Below are 21,839 nucleotides of genomic sequence, written 5' to 3' on the forward strand. Positions count from 1 at the left end.
GTGCCGGCCGGCACCGGCCGTACGCTGCCTGGTGTGGCAAGGGTGGCGGGCGGCGCAGCGGCCGGCCCAGCGGAGGAGCCCGCTGGCCGGGCCGGCGAGACGGCGCAGACCCTGGACCGTGGGCTGCGCCTGCTGCACCTGGTCGCCGACGCCTCCGGCGGATTGACCGTGACCGAGGCGGCCGCCCAGTTGGGCGTCGGCCGGGCGGTGGTCTACCGGCTGGTCGGCGCGCTCACCGAACACGGGATGGTCCGCCGGGACGCCGGTGGCCGGCTGCGGCTCGGGGCGGGCTTGCTGCACCTGGCCCGGCGGGCCCAGCCGCTGCTCGCCGACGGGGCACTGCCGGCGCTGCGCCGGCTGGCCGAGCAGACCGGGGCGACCGCGCACCTGACCGTGGTCGACGGTGCCGAGGGGGTGGCACTGGCGGTGGTGGAGCCGAGCTGGACGGCGTTCCACGTGGCGTACCGGACCGGGGCCCGGCATCCGCTGGGCCGGGGCGCGGCCGGCCGGGCGATCCTGGCCGGCCGGCAGGGCCGGGCCGACCCGGTCGCGACCAGCGGCGAACTCCAGGCCGGCGCGCACGGCGTGGCCGCACCCGTGCTCGGCGTGCCCGGGCTGGAGGCCAGCGTCGGCGTGGTCGCCCTGGCCCCGCTCGACGTCACCAAGACCGGCGCCCAGGTCCGCACCGCCGCCACCGAGATCGCCGCCGCCCTCTCCTAGCGGAAATCGATCTCGGCCAGTACGGCGGCCGGCGTGCCGGGAGGGTCAGGGGTGGGTCATCCGGAGCACGTCGAGCGCCTCGTCGAGCTGCTCGGCGGTGAGCCGGCCCGCCTCGACGTGCCCCCGGGCGAGCACCACCTCGCGGATCGACAGCTCCTTGGCCAGCGCCTCCTTGGCGATCGAGGCCGCCTCGTCGTAGCCGAGGTAGCGGTTGAGCGGGGTGACGATCGAGGGCGACCCCTCGGCGTACGCCAGTGCCACGTCGACGTTCGCGACCAGGCCGACCACGCAGCGGTCGGCGAAGAGCCGGCTGACATTGGCGAGCAGCCGGATCGACTCCAGCACGTTGCGGGCCAGCACCGGCAGCATCACGTTCAGCTCGAAGTCCCCCTGCGACCCGGCGAAGGTGACCGTGGCGTCGTTGCCGATCACCTGGGCGCAGACCTGCCGGACCGCCTCGCAGACCACCGGGTTCACCTTGCCGGGCATGATCGACGACCCGGGCTGCAGGTCGGGGATCTGCAACTCGCGCAGCCCGGCCCGGGGGCCGGAGCCCATCCAGCGGATGTCGTTCGCGATCTTGTAGAGGCCGACCGCGACCGTGCGGAGCTGACCGGAGACCTCGACCAGCCCGTCCCGGGCGCCCTGCGCCTCGAAGTGGTTGCGCGCCTCGGTCAAGGGCAGCCCGGTCATCTCGCGCAGTTTCTCGATCACCTTCGGGGCGAAGCCGGCCGGGGTGTTGATCCCGGTGCCGACCGCGGTGCCGCCGAGTGGCAGTTCGGCGAGCCGGGGCAGGCAGCTCTCCAGCCGCTCGATGCCGTACTGGAGCTGGGTGGCGTACCCGGAGAACTCCTGGCCCAGGGTCACCGGGGTGGCGTCCATCAGGTGGGTACGCCCCGCCTTCACCACCTCGGCGAACTCGTCCACCTTGGACTCCAGCGCGAACTCCAGGTGCCGCAGTGCCGGCAGCAGGTCGTGCACCACGGCATGGGTGGCGGCCAGGTGGATGGAGGACGGGAAGACGTCGTTGCTCGACTGGGCGGCGTTCACGTCGTCGTTCGGGTGCACCTCGCGGCCCAGCTCGCGGGCGGCCAGCGTGGCGATCACCTCGTTGGTGTTCATGTTCGACGAGGTGCCGGAACCGGTCTGGAAGACGTCGATCGGGAACTGGTCGTCGTAGCCGCCGTCGGCGACGTGCGCCGCCGCGGTGACGATCGCTCCCGCGACGGCCTCGTCGATCACGCCCAGCTCGGCGTTGACCATCGCGGCGGCACCCTTGATCTGGGCCAGCGCCCGGATGTGCGCCGATTCGAGCCCGCGCCCGGAGATCGGGAAGTTCTGCACCGCCCGCTGCGTCTGGGCCCGCCACAGCGCGTCGACGGGCACCTCCACCTCGCCCATCGTGTCGCGTTCGATCCGGTAGCCGGCCGCCTCTGGTGTGGTCACGCGTTCCATCCTGCCCCGACCCCGGCCGGCTCGCAGATGATCGCCGTCACCGACCGGCGGCTCCGGGTGCCCCGCCGTGCCGCATCGGGGTGCTGGCGGCCGGATCAGCCCAGTTCACGCAGCCGCCGCCGGACGTCGTGCTGCTCCGGGGAGTCGACCTGGATCAGCAGGGCCAGCGCCCGGGTCCAGTACGACCGGGCCGCCGCCGGGTCGGTCTCCCGCAGGCAGCGGGCGAGCCCGTCCAGCGCACGGGCCTGCTCGTACGCCAGTTGGATCTTCGTCGCGCCGAGCAGGGCCTGCCGGTGCAGGTCCAGGGCGGCTTCGGTGTCGCCCAGCGCCAGCATGGCGCGCCCGAGGAGGTTGCGGGCCGCACACTCGCCGGCCCGGTCCCCGGCGTCCCGCATCGCGGCCAGCGCCTCCCGGTGCCGCTGCACCGCCACCTCCGGCCGGCCGCACTCCCGCTCGATGCTGCCGATCTCGTTGAGCAGGTCCGCGACGGCGAACGGGTTGCCCCGGGCCTGCTGGATCCGCAGTGCCACGGACATGTAGCGCAGCGCCCGGTCGCGCTGACCCTGCCGTCCGTAGACCCCGCCGATCGAGCCGAGGGTGTCCGCCACCATGGCGATCTTGCCGACCTGGCGGGCCATGAACAGCCGGTTCCGCAGCACCCGCAGCGCGTCCGGGTAGCGGCCGAGGACGAGGTAGACGCTGCCCAGGTTGGTCAGGGCGTTCGGCATCGCGTGCCAGCCCGGTGTCTGCCGGGCCAGCTCCAACCCGAGTTCGAGGTAGTGCACCGCCTCCCCGGTCCGGCCGAGCATCATCAGCGGCAGGCCGAGGTTCACCGTAGCCACCGACCGCCCGGCGACGTCGCCGAGCCGCTCCCAGATCGCGATGACCACCCGCAGCGACTCGACCGAGCGCTGGAACTCGCCGAGCCGGAAGTACGCCGAGGTGAGGTAGTTGTGCATGATGGCGATCCCGGCGTCGTCGCCGAGCGCCTCCGCCGCCCGCAGCCCGTCGGTGTGGGTCTGGATCAGCTCGTCCAGGTGGCCGCCGAGATAGAGCTGCCGCCAGTTGGCCCGGGCGAGCTGCCAGGCGTACCGGTGCAGGCCCTCCTGCACCGCGAGCTGGACCAGCGCCACCAGGTTGCGCCGTTCCGCCTCCAGCCAGTCCCGCCCCTCCTGCGCCGCGGCGGCGACCAGGTCGGGCCGGGCCGGCTGCCCCGGTACGGCCATCCGCAGGTTTCCGGTCGGTTCGAGGACCTGGCTGACCGAGGCGGCGGTGTGCAGGTAGTAGTCGAGCAGCGCCTGCAACGCCTGCCGCCGCTCCGGCTCGCCGCCGACCACGGTGACCAGTTCGGCGGCGTACTCCCGGACCAGGTCGTGCAGGCGGAACCGCCCGGCGTCCACCTCGTCGGTCAGGTGGGCGTCGACCAGTTCGTCGAGGTGTTCCCGGGCCACCCCGAGCGGCAGCTCGGTCAGCGCGGCGCAGGCGTACTGGTCGAACTGCGCGCCGGGGTGCACGCCGAGCAGCCGGAACGTCCGCTGGACCGGCTCCGGCAACTGGGCGTACGACAGCGCGAAGGCGTCCGCCAGGGTGCGGTGCTCGACGGTGAACTCGGCCAGTACCGGGCGGTCCGGGTCGCCGAGCCGCTGCGCGAGGTCCGCCACCCGCCAGCGGGAACGGTGGGCCAGCCGGGCACCGGCGAGCCGGATCGCCAGCGGCAGGTACCCGCAGCGCCGGACCACCTCCTCCGCCGCCGCCGGCTCGGCCCCGACCCGCTCCGGGCCGGCGATCCGGGCCAGCAGGTCGACCGCCTCCGCCGGCTCCAGCACGGTCAGCGACTGCGCCCGTACCCCGTCCAGGCCGACCAGCCGGCGTCGGCTGGTCACCACGGTCAGGCAGCCGGGGCCGGCCGGCAGCAGCGGACCGACCTGGGCGGTGTTGGCGGCGTTGTCCAGCACCAGCAGCACCCGCCGGCTGGCCAGCTCGGTACGCCACAGCGCCAGCCGGTCGTCGAGGTCGGCCGGGATCCGCTCCCCGGGTACCCCGAGCTGCCGCAGCAGCGTGCCGACGGCGGTGCTCGTCGGCAGTGGGCTGTGCAGGCTGTGCCCGTGCAGGTCGACGAAGAGGTGCGCGTCCGGGTACGCGGCACCGAGCGCCGTCGCCAGGTGTACGGCCAGCGCCGTCTTGCCGCTGCCCGGCATGCCGTCGATGACGTAGACGGCGGAAAAGTTCGGACCGGCCTCCTCGATCTCCTTGCGCAGCCGGGTGATGGTCTCGTGCCGGCCGGTGAAGTCCTCGATCGCCCGGGGCAGCGCACGTACCGGTGACCGGGGCGGTGGCTCGTCGTCCGCCGGCCCGACCTCGCCGGCGAGTACCCGCCGGTGGATCTCCCGCAGCGCCGGCCCGGGCTCGATGCCCAGCTCGCCGGCGAGGATCTCCCGGCCGGCCCGGAACACCGCGAGGGCCTCGGCCCGGCGGCCGCTGTCGGCGAGCGCCAGCATCAGTTGACCCCGGAGCCGTTCCCGCAGCGGATGGCGCTCCACCAGCTCGGTCAGTTCGGCTACCAGGTCGCCGCTCCGGCCGCCGAGCCGCAGCTCGATCTCGAAGCCGTCCTCCATCGCCAGCATGCGCTGCTCGTCCAGCGACGCCGCGCCCCGGCGGACCGCCGTACCGGTGATGCCGGCGAGCGCCGGACCGCGCCAGAGCGCGAGGGCGGCCCGGTAGCCCTCCCGCGCCTCCGGCCAGTTCTGCTCGGCGGCGGCGCTCCGGGCCCCGGCGACCAGCCGCTCGAAGAGGTGCGCGTCCAGATCGTCGGGCCCGAGCGAGATGCGGTAGCCGGCCGGCCCGGTGACGATCGTCTCACCGGGCACCCCGGCGACGGCGAGCAGCCGGCGCAGCCGGGAGACGCAGGTCTGCAACTGTCCCCGCGCGGTGACCGGCGGGTCGGCGTCCCAGACCGCGTCGACCAACTCGTCGACCGGTACCACCTGCGGGGCATGCAGAAGTAGCACCGCCAGAACGACCCTGTCCCGGCCAGCGGTCACCGTCGACTCACCGCCGCTCACCTGGAGCGGCCCAAGGATTCCGAACCGCATGCCAGCTCCTGACCGAGGTCGCATCCGGCAGCAGAGTAACCCGACAATCACTCGCAGCAGAATCGACTTGATAGCGGGGTGGCAGCGGAACGAGAGTGCCACCGCCCACACTGTGCGCTGGGATGCACGACACCAGGTGAGACACATCGACGGGGGCGGTGCGTCCGCCGACCTGCGGGGGCGACGGACGCACCGTGTCGGAGCAGCGGTTTCGCCGCCATCCACACCTGAGGAGACGCCAGGACATGGACGCCTCTGCAAGACCCGAGCGGTCCCGGCCGGTGCCGGCCGCCGGGGACGTGTTGCAATTCGCCGAATCCGACTACTGCTACGGAACCGGCCCGCTCGTGCTCCGGGTCACCGGGGTCGGCGCGGATCTCGGCCGTTATCCGCAGCTCGAGTGGCTGTCCCTGCGCGGCGTGGAGCTGCACGGGGACGGTAGCGCCGGTCCCGAACGGCAGGTGCTGGTCCGCACCAGCGCCCTGCTCGGTACCGGCTGAGCGGTGCACCAGCGTCAACCGTCGGTCAGTGTCGCCCGACGGTCAGCACCGGCTTGGTGACCTCGGCGAAGCAGTTCCTGGCGGTGTGGGCCCGGCCCTGACGGTTGGAGTCAGGACTCCGGTGTAACGAACGTGCCCCGGCCGGTGAAGGTCACCACGCGGCCTTCCTCGCGTAGCAGGTCGAGAGCGGCCCGCACGGTGCCGCGCGCTACGCCGTACGTCTGTGCCAGCGTCACCTCACCGGGAAGCTTGTGCCCGCGTGACCGCTCGCCGCTCTCGATTTTGCCCGTAGTGCGTTGGCCACCTGCACCGCGAATGAGCGCACTGCCCAAGGGTCCAGGCGCCCACGACGTCGGACGGCCATCAAGATTCTTGGCGATCTATGGTCGATGTCGAACCATAGATCGCCAAGAATCTTGAGATTGCCAAGCCCGCGCCCGGCTTTTCAAGTTTTCTCGCCGAAACTTGAAATCGCACCCGGGAAATTCAAGCGCGGAGTGTGACGTCGCCGCTTCGCTGGGGCTCCGGCCACACCGGCTCGCCGCCGCCGAGCCTCATCTCACGGCAATAGGCGCTGCGCGGCTCAGGATCGGTCAGCGTCGCCCGACGGTCAGCACCGGTTTGGTGACCTCGGCGAAGAAGTCGTTGCCCTTGTCGTCGACGACGATGAAGGCCGGGAAGTCCACCACCTCGATCTTCCAGACCGCCTCCATGCCGAGTTCCGGATATTCCAGCACCTCGACGTGCTTGATGCAGTCCTGCGCCAGCCGGGCCGCCGGGCCGCCGATGGAGCCGAGATAGAACCCGCCGTGCTGGTGGCAGGAGTCGGTCACCTGGCCGGACCGGTTGCCCTTGGCCAGCATCACGTGCGAGCCGCCGGCGGCCTGGAACTTCTGCACGTACGCGTCCATCCGGCCGGCGGTGGTCGGGCCGAACGAGCCGGAGGCGTACCCCTCCGGGGTCTTCGCCGGCCCGGCGTAGTAGACGGCGTGGTCGCGCAGGTACTGCGGCATCGGCTCGCCCGCGTCCAGCCGCTCGGCGATCTTGGCGTGCGCGATGTCCCGGGCGACCACCAGCGGACCGGTCAGGGAGAGCCGGGTCTTCACCGGGTATTTCGACAGCTCGGCCCGGATCTCGTCCATCGGCCGGTTGAGGTCGACCCGGACCACCTCGGCGCCCTGGTCGAGCTGGGCGTCGGTGACGTCCGGCAGGAACCGGGCCGGGTCGGTCTCCAGCCGCTCCAGCCAGACGCCGGACGGGGTGATCTTGCCCATCGCCTGCCGGTCGGCCGAGCAGGAGACCGCGATCGCCACCGGGCAGGAGGCGCCGTGCCGGGGCAGCCGGACCACGCGTACGTCATGGCAGAAGTAGCGCCCGCCGAACTGGGCGCCGATGCCGAACTGCCGGGTCAGCTCCAGCACCTCGGCCTCCAGCTCCAGGTCGCGGAAGCCGTGCGCCAGCATCGAGCCCTGGGTGGGCAGGTTGTCCAGGTATTTGGCGGAGGCCAGCTTCGCGGTCTTCAGCGCGTACTCGGCGGAGGTGCCGCCGATGACCACGGCCAGGTGGTACGGCGGGCAGGCCGAGGTGCCGATCAGCCGCAGCTTCTCCTCCAGGAACTGCATCATCCGGGTGGGATTGAGCAGCGCCTTGGTCTCCTGGTAGAGGTACGACTTGTTGGCCGAGCCGCCCCCCTTGGCCATGAAGAGAAACTTGTACGCGTCCGGGTGCCCGTCCGGGTCCTCGGCGTAGATCTCCACCTGGGCCGGCAGGTTGCTACCGGTGTTCTTCTCTTCCCACATGGTGAGCGGGGCGAGCTGCGAGTACCGCAGGTTCAGCCGGGTGTACGCCTGGTAGACCCCCCGGGACACCGCCTCGTCGTCGGACCCGTCCGTCAACACGTGCCGGCCCCGTTTGCCCATCACGATCGCGGTGCCGGTGTCCTGGCACATCGGCAGTACGCCGCCGGCGGCGATGTTGGCGTTGCGCAGCAGGTCCAGCGCGACGAAGCGGTCGTTCGGCGACGCGGCCGGATCGTCGATGATGGCCCGCAACTGGGCCAGGTGCGCCGGCCGCAGGTAGTGCGAGATGTCGTGCATCGCCTCGGCGGTCAGCGCGGTCAGCGCCGCGGGCTCCACGGTCAGGAAGCGGCGGCCGCCCGGCCCGTGGACCACGTCGACGCCCTCGTCGGTGACCAGGCGGTATTCGGTCTGGTCGGCGCCGACGGGCAACAGGGGGGAGTACGAGAACGGCGCGCCACTGCTCATAGCCGGCAAGCCTAGGCCAGCCGACCGGGACCGGCGCACCCGCCGGGTCGACCCTGCGACGCCGCTCTCATCCGATCCGCCGCGCCGACCGATCAGCGGGACGCCGGTCAGCCGTCCTTGCCGTTCTCCGGTGGACACTCCGGCTGTTTCGGGCCGCCGCACTCGGTACCCGGCTCGGGTCCCTGGCCGCCCGGGCCGGCGCTCGGCGCCGGGCCGCCGGTCGAGACCCCGGCGAACTGGAGGTACCCGATGTCCCGCCCGTCGCCGATCACCATCCCGGCCGGACCGACCGCGAGCACCTCGGCCGAGGAGCGGACGTTGGCCAGTTCCCGGCCGCTGCGCGGATCGAGCGCGATGATCCGGTTCGGCCGCCGGTCGATCAGCAGGGCGGCGTTGCGGGCGAGCGCGGCACCGCCCTCCGAGTTGACCGGCCGGGTCCACCGGGCCCGGTCGATGGCGAGTTCGCTGCCGATGACCGAGCGCTGGTCGGCCGAGCGGGAGAGCGCGTACCGGTCGTCGACGGCGAGCAGCTTCTCACCTTTCGGACCGGTCCAGAGCACCCGGCCGTCGTACGCGTCCACCACCGCTTCCCGGGCGTCCGGCCCGACGCCGACGAAGACGTTCTCCCCGCCCTGCGGGTCCTCCCGCTGGGCGCAGCCGGCACCGTCGGCGGTACGCAGGTTGAGCCCGTCCCGGCGCCACACCTCCTGCCCGGTCACCGGATCCCGGGCCACCACGGTGAAGTAGCAGGTGCCGTCGGCGGCCCGGGCCTCGATGCGCAGCATCCGGCCGCCGACCACCACGATCCGGTCCTGCTGCCCCGGCTTCACGTCCTGCATCACCCGGCCGGTGGCGGTGTCCACGATGTGCACCCGGCCGTCGACGGAGAGTCCGAGCAGCGGCGGCATCTCGACCGGGCCACCGGCCCCCTCGTGCACCTGCCGGGTGGTCAACCGTCGGGTACCGAGGGTGTCGGGGTTCCCGGCCAGCGGCCCGGTCTCCACTCCGGGCAGGAAGGTCGTCCAGCTCGGATTGCTGCCCCGGGGGTCCCAGGCGCTGAGCGTGCAGTCCCGGGGCTCCCGGCAGCGCACGTCGACCACGGCGTTGCGGTACGTCCAGACGCCGACCGCCGCGTTGTCCCTGCGGCGTACCGCTCCGGTCTCGGGGTCGAGCAGTTCGTAGCCCTTGCTCAGCAGCTTGCCGACGGCGACGACGGCGTCCCGGTCACCGCCCGCCACTGCGGCCCAGTCGGCCTTGCGCTCCCACAGCCGCAGCCCGGTGGCGAGGCTGCGGGCCTCGACCCGGGTGCGGTACCGGATCACCACCGTGTTGCCGGCGATGGTGACGCTCTGCGGCGTACCGCCGATCCGCTGTTGCCAGACGACGTCCGGCTCGGAGATCGGCTCGTCGCGGTTGACCCAGTCCCAGACCCCGGGGAAGGGATTCCAGACGTTGGTCGCGGCGAGCACGATGACCGCGATCAGCGCGATGGCCAGGGCGGACATGACGCCCGCGCTCCGGGCGCTCCCCTTGGCCATCCGGTTACCGTAAACGAGATCGTCCGGCAAGTGCCGCTAGGACGTTATGTCCGTGTCGTGAATTCCGGCCGCACGGTCCTCGGCGTACCGGACTTGGCGGCCGGCGGCGGGGACTTCACACCGGATAGCCAAGGGTCGAGAAGTTGTCGCACACCACGCTGTGCTCAGTCTCCTTGACCCAGAACGAGCAGAGCACCATGGCGAACGCGCCCGGCCGCCCGACCGCGGTCCCCCGGATCCGCACCGACCACAGATCCGGAAACCCGGGCTCCCGCCTGGCGCCCTCGTAAGGATCCTCCATGCGGGTCAGGATCCACTCGGCGACGACGATGCGAAGGTCTGGTGATGGGTTGTCGCGGTCAGCCCAGGCATCGAAGCGGTCTTCGAAGTCGGCCAACTGCCACAACCCGCGCCCCTCAGGCACTCCGCCCCAGTTGGGCCCGCATCTCCGCTATCCGAGCGCGCAACCGCTGCGGGTCGTCGGCGCGCGGGGTCGGGTTGCGACGTGCTTCGGCGCCCTTGAGGATGGCTCGCACCTCGGCGGCGTCGACCGGGACCTCGTCGTCATTGTCTACCGCGCCCACTGTGGTGAAGTACTCCCGTATCCACTCCAGCTCGATCCTGGCTGACTCGCCGGGCATACGGAGGGTGTTGGCGTACTGCCATGGAGTTTCGGAGTGGGTGAGGTGTTCCAGGTCGGTCCCGGTGAGCTTGCCGTAGCGGCTGACGACGTAGCCGATGGTGTTGAGTTCGGCCTCGCCGAGTTCCAGGGGGGAGGCGGGGATGTCGCCGCCGCGTTCGGCTTGCCAGAGGCTGCCGACCACCGGCCCCATGTCCCAGGCCGAGATCGTTTCGCGGAACAGGGGCACCCCGAACGCGGCCAGATGGTGCCCTTGGCAATAGTAGAGAAGTTTGTGCAGTTTCTTCGTCGGTAGACCGGGAAGCCGATGGCGGAGTGCTGCGGCTACGTCAAGGGCCGACACGGTCATTGCGCCAGCCTACTTTCCTGATCTCGGTCGCGGGGGGCGCCACACGCGCAGGTTGCTCGCACATGCGTACGAGCCTGCCAGGCGCCTGTGACAGGACCGGTGACCCCGACGAATCACCGCAACCTCGACCGATGATCAGGATATCTGGGAGTGGGCACAGTTTCCGCCGTCAGCGGTCCGCTCGGCGCGCTCGGGGCGCAGCCAGCGCCACAGCAGCAGGGTCGCGGCCATCGAGGCGACTCCGGCGAGCGCCATCACCCGGCCCGGCGCGAGCCACTCGGCGAGCAGCCCGGCCAGCCCGGCGCTCAACCCCTGCGCGGTCATCAGCCCGGTGGTCAGCAGCCCGAACGCCTGTCCCCGGCGCTGTTCCGGTACCGCCGCCAGGAACCGCCGGGCGAGCCCGAGCTGGAAGGCGAAGCCGAAGGTGGCCACCCCGAACAGCACGACGGCGGCGATCAGCCCCGGCCCGGCGGCGAAGCCGAGCATCGGCGCGCCGAGCAGCAGCGCCAGCCACGGGGCCAGCCGTTCCCGCCGGGCCGGCGCGACCCACCGCCCGACCACCAGGTCGCCGACCAGCATGCCGAACGCGGACGCCGCGAACAGCACCCCGGCGCTCGCCCCCGGACCGAGACCGTCGGCGTACGGCACGATCACGCCCTCGGCGCCGACCAGCAGCGAGCCGGGCAGCCAGTGCCCCAGCAGCAGCCCCCGGACCCGCCGGTCGCGCAGCAGCAGCCGGTTGACCCGCCAGGTCTGCCGGACCACCCCGTGTGCCACCGCCCGGTGCGGCCGCTCCGCCACGCCGTACCGGACCAGGAGGGCGGAGACCGCGCAGGTGAGCACGGTCAGCCAGAGCGCGCCGTACGGGCCGACCAGGCCGAGCAGCAGGCCGCCGAGGGCGAACCCGAGCACCTGGGTCGCGCCCGCCGCGACGGTGAAGAGCGAGCGGCCGAGCACGTAGCCGTCCCCGGCCAGCAGCTCCGGCAGCAGGCTATTGCGAGCGGCGCTGCTCACCGGGGCGAGCAGCCCGACCGCGAAGACCAGCCCGAGCATGCCGGCCGGCGGCAGCACCCCGAGCGCGAGCAGCGCGACGGAGGCGAGCCGCAGCAGGTCGTAGCCGACCATCAGGGCCCGGGGCCGCCACCGGTCGGCGAGGGAGAGCAGCAGTACGCCGCCGACCGCGTGCGGCAGGAAGCCGACCACGTACGCCAGGGCGGCGAGCGGAGCCGACCCGGTCCGCTCGTACAGCAGTACGGCGAGGACGAGCATCTTCACCGTCTCGCCGACCAGGAAGACGCCGAAGCCGGCGAAGAGCGCCCGGAACTCGGGCACCGCCAGCACGCTGCCGAACGTCGCGGGCCGGTCGCCGGGGGGCCCGGTCCGAGGCGCCGCGTCGCCGGGACCTGGCGTACCGGTCCGGGGCGGCCCACCGGCCGGTCCGGGTCTGCCCGCCCGGTCCCCGGCCGGCCCCGTCGCGGTACTCACCCGGCCAGGGTGCTCGACCCCGCCGCCCCGCACTAGGGTTTCGGGCAGGAGCGAAAGGTGCCGGCAACTCCCAGGTCGGCGCGGCGGCGTGGGTGGACGCACGCCGGAGGCAGCGGCGCGAGGAGGCCCGTCGGTGACCATCCGGATCGAGGTGACCTCGGCGGACGTGGCGGCCAGCCGGTTCGCCATCTCGCCGCTCGGCGAGGCGATGTCGGCGTTGCGGCTCTGCGCCGGTCAGCACCGGTCGGCCGCGCTCTCCCCCTGGCTGGCCCGGGCCCGGGAGCGCTACCTGCGGTTGCGGCGGGACTCGCCGACGGTCGGTGCGCTGCTGGCGCTGCTGCGCCGGGGCGGCTACAACGCGGACTTCGTGCAGCCGCCGCCGTCGGGGGTCGGGCTGACCTTCGCCGACGAGCTGGCCGTGATCCGGGCCACCCCGCTGGAGCAGGCCCGCGAGGAGTTGGCCCGCAACCTGGCCGGGCACCGCACCCCGCCGGAGTACGCGCGGCGGATCTTCGAGGCGCCGGACGTGGTCGACCGGATCGCCGACGGGATCGAGGCGGCCTGGACCGCACTGGTGGCGCCGGACTGGACACGGCTGCGGGCGGTGCTGGAACGGGACCTGTTGCACCGGGCCGGTCAGCTCGGCACGTACGGCTGGGCCGCCGCGCTCGCCGACCTCGACCCCCGGCTGCGCTGGATCTCGGACGGGGCGAACGGGGTGATCGAGGTCGACTGCTCCGGCCAGGGCAGCCGGGAGTTGGCCGGCCGGGGGCTGCTCTTCGTACCCACCGCCTTCGGCCCGCTGATCAGCTACACCGAGCCGCCCTGGCCGTACGCGATCGTCTACCCCGCCCGGGGCGTGGCCGACCTGCTCGGCCCGCCCCCGCCCGACCGTACCCCGGACGCGGTGGACCGGCTGGTCGGCGCCTCCCGGGCGGCGGTGTTGCGGGCCCTGGCCGTCCCCGCCACGACCAGTCAACTCGTCGCCCAGCTCGGCACCGGGCTGGGCAGCGTCGGCGGTCACCTGGCGGTGCTCCGGGACGCCGGGCTGGTCAGCCGGACCCGGCTCGGCCGGTCGGTCCGCTACGAGCGCACCGCGCTCGGCGACGCGCTCGCCGCCGACGACCCGCCCTCCGGCGCGGCCTGCACGGCCGAGCGGAGCAGCGGCAGCACCCGGTAGGGGATCTTCTCCGCCAGCGCGATGATGCTGGACGCCCGGGCGATCTGCTCGTGCGAGACGATCTGGTCGAGTACCCGTTGCAGGTCGGCGTTGGACCGGGCGACGATCCGGCAGAGCACGTCGCCGGAGCCGGTGATGGTGTGTGCCTCCAGCACCTCGGGGATGCCGTGCAGGTGTGCGGTCACCGGGTCGTGGCCGGGCCGCTGGTGGATCTCCAGTGTGACGAAGGAGGTCACCGCGAAGCCGATCGCCGCCGGGTCGAGCTGCGGCCCGAGACCTGCGATCACGCCCCGGGCGAGCAGCTTGTCCAGCCGGGCCTGCACGGTGCCCCGGGCCACCTGGAGCCGGCGGGAGCACTCCAGGACGCCGATCCGGGGTTCGGCGTCGAGCAGGTCGATCAGGCGGACGTCGAGCTGGTCGAGCTGCACATCTTGCACAGTAGTCACGGCTGTTGACCATACTAAATGCACAACCTGTTCAGCATTTCCCGGGTCGGTTGCCCAGTCGGCGCCCGAGCGGGATGCTCCGGGAAAGACCGGCCGGGCCGCCGGCCGGTCGTGCACCCCAGGGAGGCAGGACGATGACCAGCGCACTCCACCAGCCGTCCACCGCCGGCTCGGCTCTGGACCTCGACGTCGACGTCGACCGGCTCGTCGGGGCCGTCGCGCACGACGACGCCACCGACCCCTTCCCGGTGCAGGGCATCGACCACATCCGGTTCATGGTCGGCAACGCGAAGCAGACCGCGCACTACTACTCGACGGCGTTCGGGATGACCCGGGTGGCGTACCGGGGGCCGGAGCAGGGCCACCGGGAGCACGCCGAGTACGTGCTGACCAGCGGCTCGGCCCGGTTCGTCTTCACCGGCGCGGTCCGCCCGGACGCCCCGGACGCCGACCACGTGGCCCGGCACGGCGACGGCGTACTCGACATCGCGCTGGCGGTGCCGGACGTGGACGCGGCGTACGCGCACGCGATGGCACAGGGCGCCACCGGCCTGGTCGCCCCGTACGACGTCACCGACTCCCACGGCACGGTGCGGATCGCCACCATCGCCACGTACGGCGACACCCGGCACTCCCTGGTCGACCGGTCGCGCTACCACGGCCCGTTCCTGCCCGGCTTCGTCGCGCAGGGCCCGATCGTGGACCGGCAGCCGATGATCGACGCGGGGGTACAGCCGAAGCGGTTCTTCCAGGCCGTCGACCACGTCGTCGGCAACGTGGAACTGGGCCGGATGGACGAGTGGGTGGAGTTCTACCGCCGGGTCATGGGCTTCACCAACATGGCCGAGTTCATCGGCGACGACATCGCCACCGACTACTCGGCGCTGATGTCGAAGGTGGTGGCGAACGGCACCCGCAAGGTCAAGTTCCCGCTCAACGAGCCGGCGGTGGCCCGCCGCAAGTCGCAGATCGACGAGTACCTGGAGTTCTACGGCGGGCCGGGCGCCCAGCACATCGCGCTGGCCACCAACGACATCCTGGCCAGCGTCGACGCGATGCGCGCGGCCGGGGTCGAGTTCCTGGACACCCCGGACTCGTACTACGACGACCCGGAACTGCGGGCCCGGATCGGCCAGGTGCGCGCCCCGATCGAGGAGCTGAAGGCCCGGAAGATCCTGGTCGACCGGGACGAGGACGGCTACCTGTTGCAGATCTTCACCAAGCCGGTGCAGGACCGGCCGACGGTCTTCTTCGAGTTGATCGAGCGGCACGGATCCCTCGGTTTCGGCAAGGGCAACTTCAAGGCGCTCTTCGAGGCCATCGAGCGGGAGCAAGAGGCGCGCGGAAACCTGTAACACTGTCCTGCGTGACCCAGCAGCCTCCAGCCATGCCACCGCCGCCCGGACAGGGTCGGCCGCCGTCCGGGCCGCCGCCCGGCGGGTTCGTCCCGCAGCCCCGCCAGCCCGGTTACGGCCCGCCCGGGTACGCGCCGGGCCGCCCGGGCTACGGTCCGATGCCCGGTTACCCGGTGGCGCCACCGCCGGTCAGCCCGTCCGGCCAGCCGCTCGCCTCGTTCGGCGACCGGCTGCTGGCGTACCTGATCGACGCGGCGATCCTCGGCGGGACGGTGCTGGTGCTCGCCATCCCGGCGTTCGTCGTCTTCTTCTCGACGGTGGGCGCGGACTTCTTCACCGTCCCCGATCAGGACGGTCCCGTCGTCGAGCCGGACCCGTTCGGCTTCCTGGTGCCGTTCCTGCTGCTGGAGGCCGCCCTGCTCGTGGTCGGGTTCGCCCTGCAGTACCTCTACCAGGTGGAGTTGCCGAGGCGGACCGGGCAGACCGTCGGCAAGCGGGTGATGAAGATCAAGATCATCCCGCTGGACCCGGCCGGCTCGATCGGTCGGGCTCCCCTCGCCCGGCGCTTCCTGGTGCAGGCGGGCAGCGGCCTGGTTCCCGGCCTGGGCTACGTCGACGGGCTCTGGCAACTCTGGGACAAGCCGTACCAGCAGTGCCTCCACGACAAGTTCGCCAAGACCGTGGTGGTTAAGGTTCCAGCGTGAACGTCAGGACTCAACCAAGGTCGTTCCGGTGACGGTGCAGCCGGGCTGGTACGCCGACCCTGCCGAGCCGACCACCCAGCGGTACTGGGACGGCGAGGGCTGGGTGGGCGCGCCGCTGCCCGTGGACGCCACACCGCCGCCCGGCCCGCCGCCGGCCGAGCCGGCCGAGCCGCCCGAGCCGGCACCCGCACCGTCCAGCGGTGCCGGTGCCCCGCCCGCAGCGCCGGGTTCCCCCGCCGCTCCCGGCTCACCGGCGACGCCGGCTCCGCCAGGTGCGCCCGGTGGACCGGCCGCACCGTGGGGCGGGCCGCCGTGGGGCGGACCGCCATGGGGCGGGCCACCGTCGAGCGGGCCACCGGTCAGCGCTCCGCCGCCGGGTGGCGCACCACCGAGCGGACCGCCTGCCTCCGGTCCGCCGGCCCCGCCCGGTTGGCCCGGCGCCGGCCCGGCGGGTCAGCCGTACGGGCCGCCGCCCGGGATGCCGCCGTACGGGCCGCTGCCAGGCTGGCCGCACCCGTACTGGCCCGCGCCACCGCCCCGACCGCACGGGCTGGAACTGGCGCCACTCGGTGCCCGGGTGGTCGCCCGGCTGATCGACATCAGCCTGGTGCTGCTGCTCAACGTGGTGGTGAACGGCTGGTTCGTCTGGCGTTTCGTGCAGGAGATCGAGCCGGTCACCCGGGAGATCTTCCGGCGTGCCCTGGCCGGCGAGTCGACCACCGAGGGCCTGCCGCAGGCCAGCGCCCAGGCCGACGGGTTGCAGGTGGTCATCCTGCTGATCGCCGTCGCGCTCTGGTTCGCCTACGAGGTGCCGTCGGTGGCCAACACCGGGCAGACCCTCGGCAAGCGGGTGATGGGGATCAAGGTCGTACCGCTGGCCGAGACCGAGCAGTTGGGCTTCGGCCGCTCGTTCCGGCGGTTCAACATGCTCGGCCTGCCGGTCTTCCTCTGGAGCTGCTGCGGCATCGGCTTCCTGATCCAGCTCGTCGACTGCGCGCTCCCGTTCTTCGACCGGCCGCTGCGGCAGGCCCTGCACGACAAGCGGGGCCAGACCGTGGTGGTCCGGCTCGCCTCACCGGCCGGTCCCCCGGCCGAGCACACCGGCACCCCGAACGACCGCTCTGGAGGCCCCGCGTCATGACCGGTCCGACCAGTTCCACCCCCGGCCCCGACCGGCGGCCCGGGGCTCCCCGGCTGACCCGCGCCGATCTCGACGCGCTGCCGAACTACGTGCCCGGGCGCAGCCCGGCGGACCTGGCCCGGGAGCTGGGCCTGCCGGAAGCGATCAAGCTGGCCAGCAACGAGGTGCCGTACGGGCCGCTGCCCGGGGTGGTCGAGGCGGTCTCCGAGGCGGTCTCCGGAGCACACCGGTACCCCGACATGGGCGTACTGGCGCTGCGGGCGGCACTCGCCGAGCGGCACGGCGTGGACCCGGACCGGATCGCCACCGGCTGCGGGTCGGTGGCGCTGGCCGAGCACCTGGTCCGGGCGACCTGCCTGCCCGGGGACGAGGTGGTGTACTCGTGGCGCTCCTTCGAGGCGTACCCGATCATCGCGGCGACCAGCGGCGCGACCAGCGTGCGGGTGCCCAACGACGCCGGCCACGGGCACGACCTGGCTGCGATGGCGGCGGCGGTGACCGACCGGACCCGGCTGATCCTGGTGTGCAACCCGAACAACCCGACCGGGACCAGCCTGCGCCGCTCGGAGCTGGACCGGTTCCTCGCCTCGGTGCCGGACGACGTGCTGGTGGTGCTCGACGAGGCGTACCGGGAGTTCGTCACCGACGCCGAGGTGCCGGACGGCCTCGCGGTCTACGGCGACCGGCCGAACGTGGTGGTGCTGCGCACCTTCTCCAAGGCGTGGGGGCTGGCCGGGCTGCGGATCGGCTTCCTGGTCGGCCAGCCGGAGGTGGCCGCGGCGGTACGGAAGGTGGTAACCCCGTTCTCCACGAGCCTGGCCGCCCAGGCGGGTGCGCTGGCCGCGCTCACCCAGGTCGACGAGGTGCGGCGGCGCTGCGCGCTGGTGGTCGCCGAGCGGGACCGGGTCACCGAGGCGCTGCGCAAGCGGCTGCCGGTTGGGCCGACCGCGACGGTGCCGGACAGCCAGGCGAACTTCGTCTGGTTGCCGCTGGGCGACCGGTCCGTGCCGTTCGCGCAGGCGTGCGAGGCGCGCGGGATCATCGTCCGCCCCTTCGCCGGTGAGGGCGTACGCGTCACCATCGGCACCCCGGCGGAGAACGATGCCTTCCTGGCCGTTGCCGACCAGCTCGGCAATCAGTAGAACATGAGCAAAATGGCAATTACTCCACTTTAGGGCTGAAATAGGACAATATCCCTTATCTTCTCGAATGGAGGCCGGCGCTGGTCCGGCTCCCGAGATCACAGGATCCATTCGAGAACGTGAGGTACTGTCCGTGCGACTTGCCAGAATGCTGGTGATCGGGGTAGCCGCCACGGCTGCGGTGGGACTCGCCGCCGCACCCGCCGTGGCGGCGCCGACCGACACCACCACCGTCACCTTCGACGTCACCGCCGGCACCCTGGACATCGACGCGCCGGCCTCGGCCGACCTCGGCGCCGGCGCACCGGGCACCGCGATCGACGGTTCGCTCGGCCCGGTCACCGTCACCGACGCCCGCGCCTCGGCGGACGCCTCCTGGACGGCGAGCGTGACGTCGACGGTCTTCACCACCGGCACCGGTACGCCGAGCCAGACCATCCTCGCCGCCGAGGTCGAGTACTGGTCGGGTCCGCTGATCACCTCGACCGGCAATGGCACCTTCACGCCCGGTCAGGCCACTTCCGGCGACGCCGTACCGCTGGACACCACGACACCGGTGGTCGCGTTCACCCACGTCGGCGGCACCGGCAACAACTCGGCCACCTGGAACCCGGGCCTGTCCATCAACGTTCCGCTCGATGCCGAGGCCGGCACCTACACCGGGACGGTGACGCATTCGGTGGCGTAGTCCCCGGAGGCGACCGGCGGGCTGGGCACCACTGCTCCTCGCCTGCCTCGTCGGCCTGGGTCTGCCACCCACCCAGGCCGGCGCGGCCGCACGTGATCCCGATGCGGAGAGCATCGGGATCCAACTGCTGGAGGCACCGGTGGACCGGCGTGGCGACCCACGGGCGCTGCGCTACATCGTGGACCACCTGCCGCCGGGCACCGTGATCCGGCGGCAGTTGCTGGTGGTGAACAAGACCTCCCGGGCCCAGCGGATCGACCTCTACGCTGCGGCGGCCACCGTCGAGGAGGGCCGGTTCCGGTTCGGCGAGGGCCGGACCCAGAACGAGCTGAGTTCCTGGATCACCCTCGACAAGGACCGGGTGGATCTCCCGCCGGGCGGCCGGACCCGGGTCCGGGCCACCCTCGACGTGCCACCGCCGACGTCGATGGGTGAGCGGTACGCCGTCATCTGGGCCTCGACGAAGTCGCCGCCGAAGAAGTCGGCCAACGTCAACCAGGTCCACCGGGTCGGCGTACGGGTCTATCTCGACATCGGGGTCGGCGGCGAGCCTCCGTCCAGTTTCACGATCGGTGACGTGATGCCGGCGCGGGACGCGCAGGGCGTACCGTCGGTCGGCATCCGGGTGCAGAACACCGGCGGGCGGGCCCTGGACCTGGGTGGAACGGTGTCGCTCTCCGAGGGCCCCGCCGGGACGCGCGCCGGCCCGTTCGACGTGATCGAGGGGACGACACTCGCACCCGGTACGTCGGGCTCGGTCGGCGTACGGTTCCCTCGGGAACTACCCAACGGCCCGTGGAAGATCGACATCGAACTCCAGAGCGGCACGGTACGGCAGACCGGCACCGGAAGGATCACCTTCCCCGACCCCGGTGAGGTGGGCGAGCCGAGCGAACTCCTCGCGCCACTGCGCACGCCGCAGGGGATCCTCGGAAGTTCGCTGGTCGCCGGCTTGATCGTGGCCGGCGGACTCTTCGTCGTCGCCCGCCGGGTACACCGCCGTCGCAACGCCCGGGCGGAGGTCGGATCGTAGTCCCCCGGGGCCACGGCCCGGTGCGACGCCGCTCCGGCCGGGTCAGGTGCCGGCCAGGATGACCGGCTGGGCGGCCAGGTAGTAGCGGTCGTCCCCGGCGGCCGGATCCACCGGCTCGGCGAGCCGCTCCACCGCCACGAAGCCGCCGGCGGCGTACGCGAACCCGGGCGACCAGGTGGTCGAGTCCCGCCCGTACGTGAACGGGAACCGGGACCGTTCCACCCCCGTGGCGGCGTCCAGGGTGACCAGGTCACCTCCGGCGGTACGCAGGTGCACCCGGCCCGGTTGGGCGGCGATCAGCCGGCTCTGCCCGGCCCCGGACCAGCGCCAGAGTTCGGCGCCGGTCCGCACCGACCGGCCCACCAGCCCGGTCCCGCCCGGAGCCACCGCGACGTCGCCGACCAGTACCGCCTCGGGCGCGTCCAGGGCCGGGGCCGGCACCGGGCGGGTCCCCTCGACCAGCCAGCCCCGGGTCACGCCCCCGCTGACCGTCCGCAGGGCTCGGCAGCCGGACCGACCGGCGGTGCAACCGGCCGGGCTGACCTGCTCCAGCCGCGCCGAGCCGTCGGGACGCCAGCGACCGGCGAGGGTGCCGGTGGCCACGTCGTGGAACTTCACCTCGACCGACCCGGCACAGCCGTCGAGGACGGCGAAGAACCCGTCCGCGGTGATCAGTCCCTGACCCGCCCCGGCGGCGGCCTCGCCGTCCGGGCCACGGTCGGAGCAGGTCGGAACGGCGGCGAGGCGCCACAGTTCCCGCCCGGAGTCGAGGTCGATCCCGCGCTGGTCGGCGGTCTCGCCGACCACCAGTACGGGGCGGCCGGTCGAGGTGCGGGCGGTGTGTAGGCCGGTCGGGGCGTAGACGGTGGCGGCTCCGGTGCGCCGGCCGAGATAGCCGTGCCCGGGGCGCGGTCCGGCGGCCCGCCAGCGGACCGTGCCGGTACGGGCATCCAGCGCCACCAGCTCGCCGTCCGACCAGCGGGTCACCACCGTGCCGCCCTCGGCCACCAACCCCGCCACCTGCGCCGGCCAGCGCCGGTACGACCAGTACGGCGTGCGCCGGGTCGGTGCGTCGACCGGCCGGTCGGCCCAGATCTGCCGGGTGGTGGCGTAGACCCTGATCCGGTCGTCGACGATCAGCGGTGCCGCGTTCAGGGTGCCGACCACGCCCGGCCGGGCGGTCGCCGGGGCCGGATAGTCGGCCCGGGCCGGCGTGCTCACCTCGGCGGGCGCCAGCACCCGGTGGACGATCACGGCGGACCCGACCAGGAGCAGCCCCGCCACCACGATGGCGACCGCCGTCCGCGGCCAGTTCCGCGCGCCGTTCGGCGTTGCCATGCCCGGACACCTCCGCCGGAACCCTATCGACCGCCGGGCGGCCGCCGCCTGGCAGGTGCGCGATCCGGTACCCGGCGGGCACGCGATCGGTCAGGCGGCGACGGCCGGGCCGCTCGGGCCGGTGGTGGTGGCGGTGGCCAGGTCGGCGAGGTCCCGGCGCAGCGCGCCCTCGCCGGCCCGCGCGGCGAGCCCGCCGAATACCACGGCCAGCAGCCGGCCGTACCGGGCGGTGGGCACACCCTCGTGGCTGACGGTCACCACGGTCCGGCCCCGGCCCGGTCGCCGCGCCGGCACCGGAACGAAGGTGTACGTCGTCAGGTAGTCGACGCCGTTGCCCGACGAGCTGACGACGAGTCGCCGGGGCGGTAGCGCCTCCTGGACCGCGAACTCCTCGACCATCACGGTGCCGTCCGGCCCGGCCCGGCTCTCCCGCCAGACGGTGCCGACCCCGAGGCCGGTATCCGATCCTTCGCGGCTGGTGTCCGGTTCTCCGCCGGACCCGGGCGGCGCGGCAGCCTGGCCCGGTGCCGGTGCGCCGGTCGGGTTGAGCACCTCGACCTCGTCGACCTGGCAGAGCCATCGGGGCCGGGCGGGCAGGTCGGTGAAGACCCGCCACAGCTCGTCGGCGGGTGCCTCGATCAGTCGGCTGAACGCCACCGTCGACATTGGGCACCTCCCCGACCACCACGGTACGGCGCGGGAGGGGCCGGTCACAGTCCGGACCGCCGCAGAGTGATCAGAACGTGACAGCGCGACGTATGAACTGCCT

General features: G+C 73.0%; 19 protein-coding genes and 1 pseudogene. 9 read left to right on the forward strand and 11 right to left on the reverse strand.

Annotated elements, in window-relative coordinates; genetic code table 11:
- The first annotated feature begins 42 nt into the window (after positions 1-42).
- A complete protein-coding gene (locus tag ACQEVC_RS06565; RefSeq protein WP_432891076.1) occupies positions 43-720 on the forward strand; it encodes an IclR family transcriptional regulator in 678 nt (225 codons plus the stop codon).
- 45 nt (positions 721-765) lie between these two features.
- On the opposite strand, the gene ACQEVC_RS06570 is transcribed toward ACQEVC_RS06565, so the two are convergent.
- On the reverse strand, positions 766-2,166 hold the full coding sequence (locus ACQEVC_RS06570; protein ID WP_432874204.1) for a class II fumarate hydratase: 1,401 nt from the start codon (positions 2,164-2,166) through the stop codon (positions 766-768).
- Positions 2,167-2,270: 104 nt separating this feature from the next.
- Positions 2,271-5,267 carry a BTAD domain-containing putative transcriptional regulator gene (locus ACQEVC_RS06575; RefSeq protein ID WP_432874206.1) on the reverse strand — a complete coding sequence of 999 codons (2,997 nt, stop codon included), beginning with the start codon at positions 5,265-5,267 and terminating at the stop codon, positions 2,271-2,273.
- Between the two features lie 245 nt (positions 5,268-5,512).
- Here ACQEVC_RS06575 and ACQEVC_RS06580 point away from each other — a divergent pair, with 245 nt between their 5' ends.
- Positions 5,513-5,767 (forward strand): hypothetical protein, encoded by a 255-nt coding sequence (locus ACQEVC_RS06580; RefSeq protein ID WP_432874208.1) that lies wholly within the window; start codon positions 5,513-5,515, stop codon positions 5,765-5,767.
- Positions 5,768-5,877: 110 nt separating this feature from the next.
- Here the strand turns inward: ACQEVC_RS06580 and ACQEVC_RS06585 are convergent, their stop codons facing one another.
- The 6 genes from ACQEVC_RS06585 to ACQEVC_RS06610 all read right to left on the reverse strand — a co-directional run bounded on the left by ACQEVC_RS06585 (position 5,878) and on the right by ACQEVC_RS06610 (position 11,899).
- Positions 5,878-6,003: a GntR family transcriptional regulator gene (locus tag ACQEVC_RS06585; protein WP_432874210.1), complete on the reverse strand. Its 126-nt coding sequence runs from the start codon at positions 6,001-6,003 to the stop codon at positions 5,878-5,880.
- 357 nt (positions 6,004-6,360) lie between these two features.
- Positions 6,361-8,031, reverse strand: a complete 1,671-nt coding sequence (locus ACQEVC_RS06590) for a fumarate hydratase (RefSeq protein ID WP_432874212.1) — start codon at positions 8,029-8,031, stop codon at positions 6,361-6,363.
- Between the two features lie 107 nt (positions 8,032-8,138).
- Positions 8,139-9,569 carry a PQQ-binding-like beta-propeller repeat protein gene (locus ACQEVC_RS06595; protein WP_432874213.1) on the reverse strand — a complete coding sequence of 477 codons (1,431 nt, stop codon included), beginning with the start codon at positions 9,567-9,569 and terminating at the stop codon, positions 8,139-8,141.
- Positions 9,570-9,684: 115 nt separating this feature from the next.
- Positions 9,685-9,966: a hypothetical protein gene (locus ACQEVC_RS06600; RefSeq protein WP_432874215.1), complete on the reverse strand. Its 282-nt coding sequence runs from the start codon at positions 9,964-9,966 to the stop codon at positions 9,685-9,687.
- A 19-nt stretch (positions 9,967-9,985) separates the two neighbouring features.
- Positions 9,986-10,558 carry a Panacea domain-containing protein gene (locus ACQEVC_RS06605; protein WP_432874217.1) on the reverse strand — a complete coding sequence of 191 codons (573 nt, stop codon included), beginning with the start codon at positions 10,556-10,558 and terminating at the stop codon, positions 9,986-9,988.
- Positions 10,559-10,693: 135 nt separating this feature from the next.
- Positions 10,694-11,899 carry an MFS transporter gene (locus ACQEVC_RS06610; protein WP_432891079.1) on the reverse strand — a complete coding sequence of 402 codons (1,206 nt, stop codon included), beginning with the start codon at positions 11,897-11,899 and terminating at the stop codon, positions 10,694-10,696.
- A gap of 283 nt (positions 11,900-12,182) precedes the next feature.
- Between ACQEVC_RS06610 and ACQEVC_RS06615 the strand changes: the two genes are divergently transcribed.
- Positions 12,183-13,223 (forward strand): DUF5937 family protein, encoded by a 1,041-nt coding sequence (locus ACQEVC_RS06615; RefSeq protein WP_432891083.1) that lies wholly within the window; start codon positions 12,183-12,185, stop codon positions 13,221-13,223.
- Here the strand turns inward: ACQEVC_RS06615 and ACQEVC_RS06620 are convergent.
- Complete coding sequence (locus ACQEVC_RS06620; RefSeq protein WP_432874219.1) at positions 13,127-13,669, reverse strand: Lrp/AsnC family transcriptional regulator; 543 nt, start codon at positions 13,667-13,669, stop codon at positions 13,127-13,129. The two genes, ACQEVC_RS06615 and ACQEVC_RS06620, sit on opposite strands and share 97 nt — an antisense overlap.
- A gap of 134 nt (positions 13,670-13,803) precedes the next feature.
- Between ACQEVC_RS06620 and hppD the strand changes: the two genes are divergently transcribed.
- From hppD to ACQEVC_RS06650, 6 genes and pseudogenes are all read left to right on the forward strand, one after another.
- The gene (gene hppD / locus ACQEVC_RS06625; RefSeq protein ID WP_432874221.1) at positions 13,804-15,024 is read left to right on the forward strand and encodes a 4-hydroxyphenylpyruvate dioxygenase; all 1,221 of its coding nucleotides are present in this window, start codon (positions 13,804-13,806) and stop codon (positions 15,022-15,024) included.
- Positions 15,025-15,035: 11 nt separating this feature from the next.
- Positions 15,036-15,728 carry an RDD family protein gene (locus tag ACQEVC_RS06630; RefSeq protein ID WP_432874223.1) on the forward strand — a complete coding sequence of 231 codons (693 nt, stop codon included), beginning with the start codon at positions 15,036-15,038 and terminating at the stop codon, positions 15,726-15,728.
- Between the two features lie 28 nt (positions 15,729-15,756).
- A pseudogene (locus tag ACQEVC_RS06635) lies at positions 15,757-16,843 on the forward strand (RDD family protein); the annotation flags it as partial.
- Between the two features lie 22 nt (positions 16,844-16,865).
- A complete protein-coding gene (gene hisC, locus ACQEVC_RS06640) occupies positions 16,866-18,011 on the forward strand; it encodes a histidinol-phosphate transaminase (protein ID WP_432874224.1) in 1,146 nt (381 codons plus the stop codon).
- Positions 18,012-18,144: 133 nt separating this feature from the next.
- Positions 18,145-18,699, forward strand: coding sequence for a hypothetical protein (locus ACQEVC_RS06645; protein ID WP_432874226.1), 555 nt, complete (start codon positions 18,145-18,147; stop codon positions 18,697-18,699).
- 139 nt (positions 18,700-18,838) lie between these two features.
- On the forward strand, positions 18,839-19,732 hold the full coding sequence (locus ACQEVC_RS06650) for a hypothetical protein (protein WP_432874228.1): 894 nt from the start codon (positions 18,839-18,841) through the stop codon (positions 19,730-19,732).
- Between the two features lie 42 nt (positions 19,733-19,774).
- On the opposite strand, the gene ACQEVC_RS06655 is transcribed toward ACQEVC_RS06650, so the two are convergent.
- Both ACQEVC_RS06655 and ACQEVC_RS06660 read right to left on the reverse strand, forming a co-directional pair.
- On the reverse strand, positions 19,775-21,070 hold the full coding sequence (locus tag ACQEVC_RS06655; protein WP_432874230.1) for a PQQ-binding-like beta-propeller repeat protein: 1,296 nt from the start codon (positions 21,068-21,070) through the stop codon (positions 19,775-19,777).
- A 90-nt stretch (positions 21,071-21,160) separates the two neighbouring features.
- Complete coding sequence (locus ACQEVC_RS06660; RefSeq protein ID WP_432874232.1) at positions 21,161-21,736, reverse strand: SRPBCC family protein; 576 nt, start codon at positions 21,734-21,736, stop codon at positions 21,161-21,163.
- Positions 21,737-21,839: the final 103 nt, after the last annotated feature.

It is taken from the genome of Plantactinospora sp. CA-294935 (assembly GCF_050936445.1).
GTDB lineage: Bacteria > Actinomycetota > Actinomycetes > Mycobacteriales > Micromonosporaceae > Plantactinospora.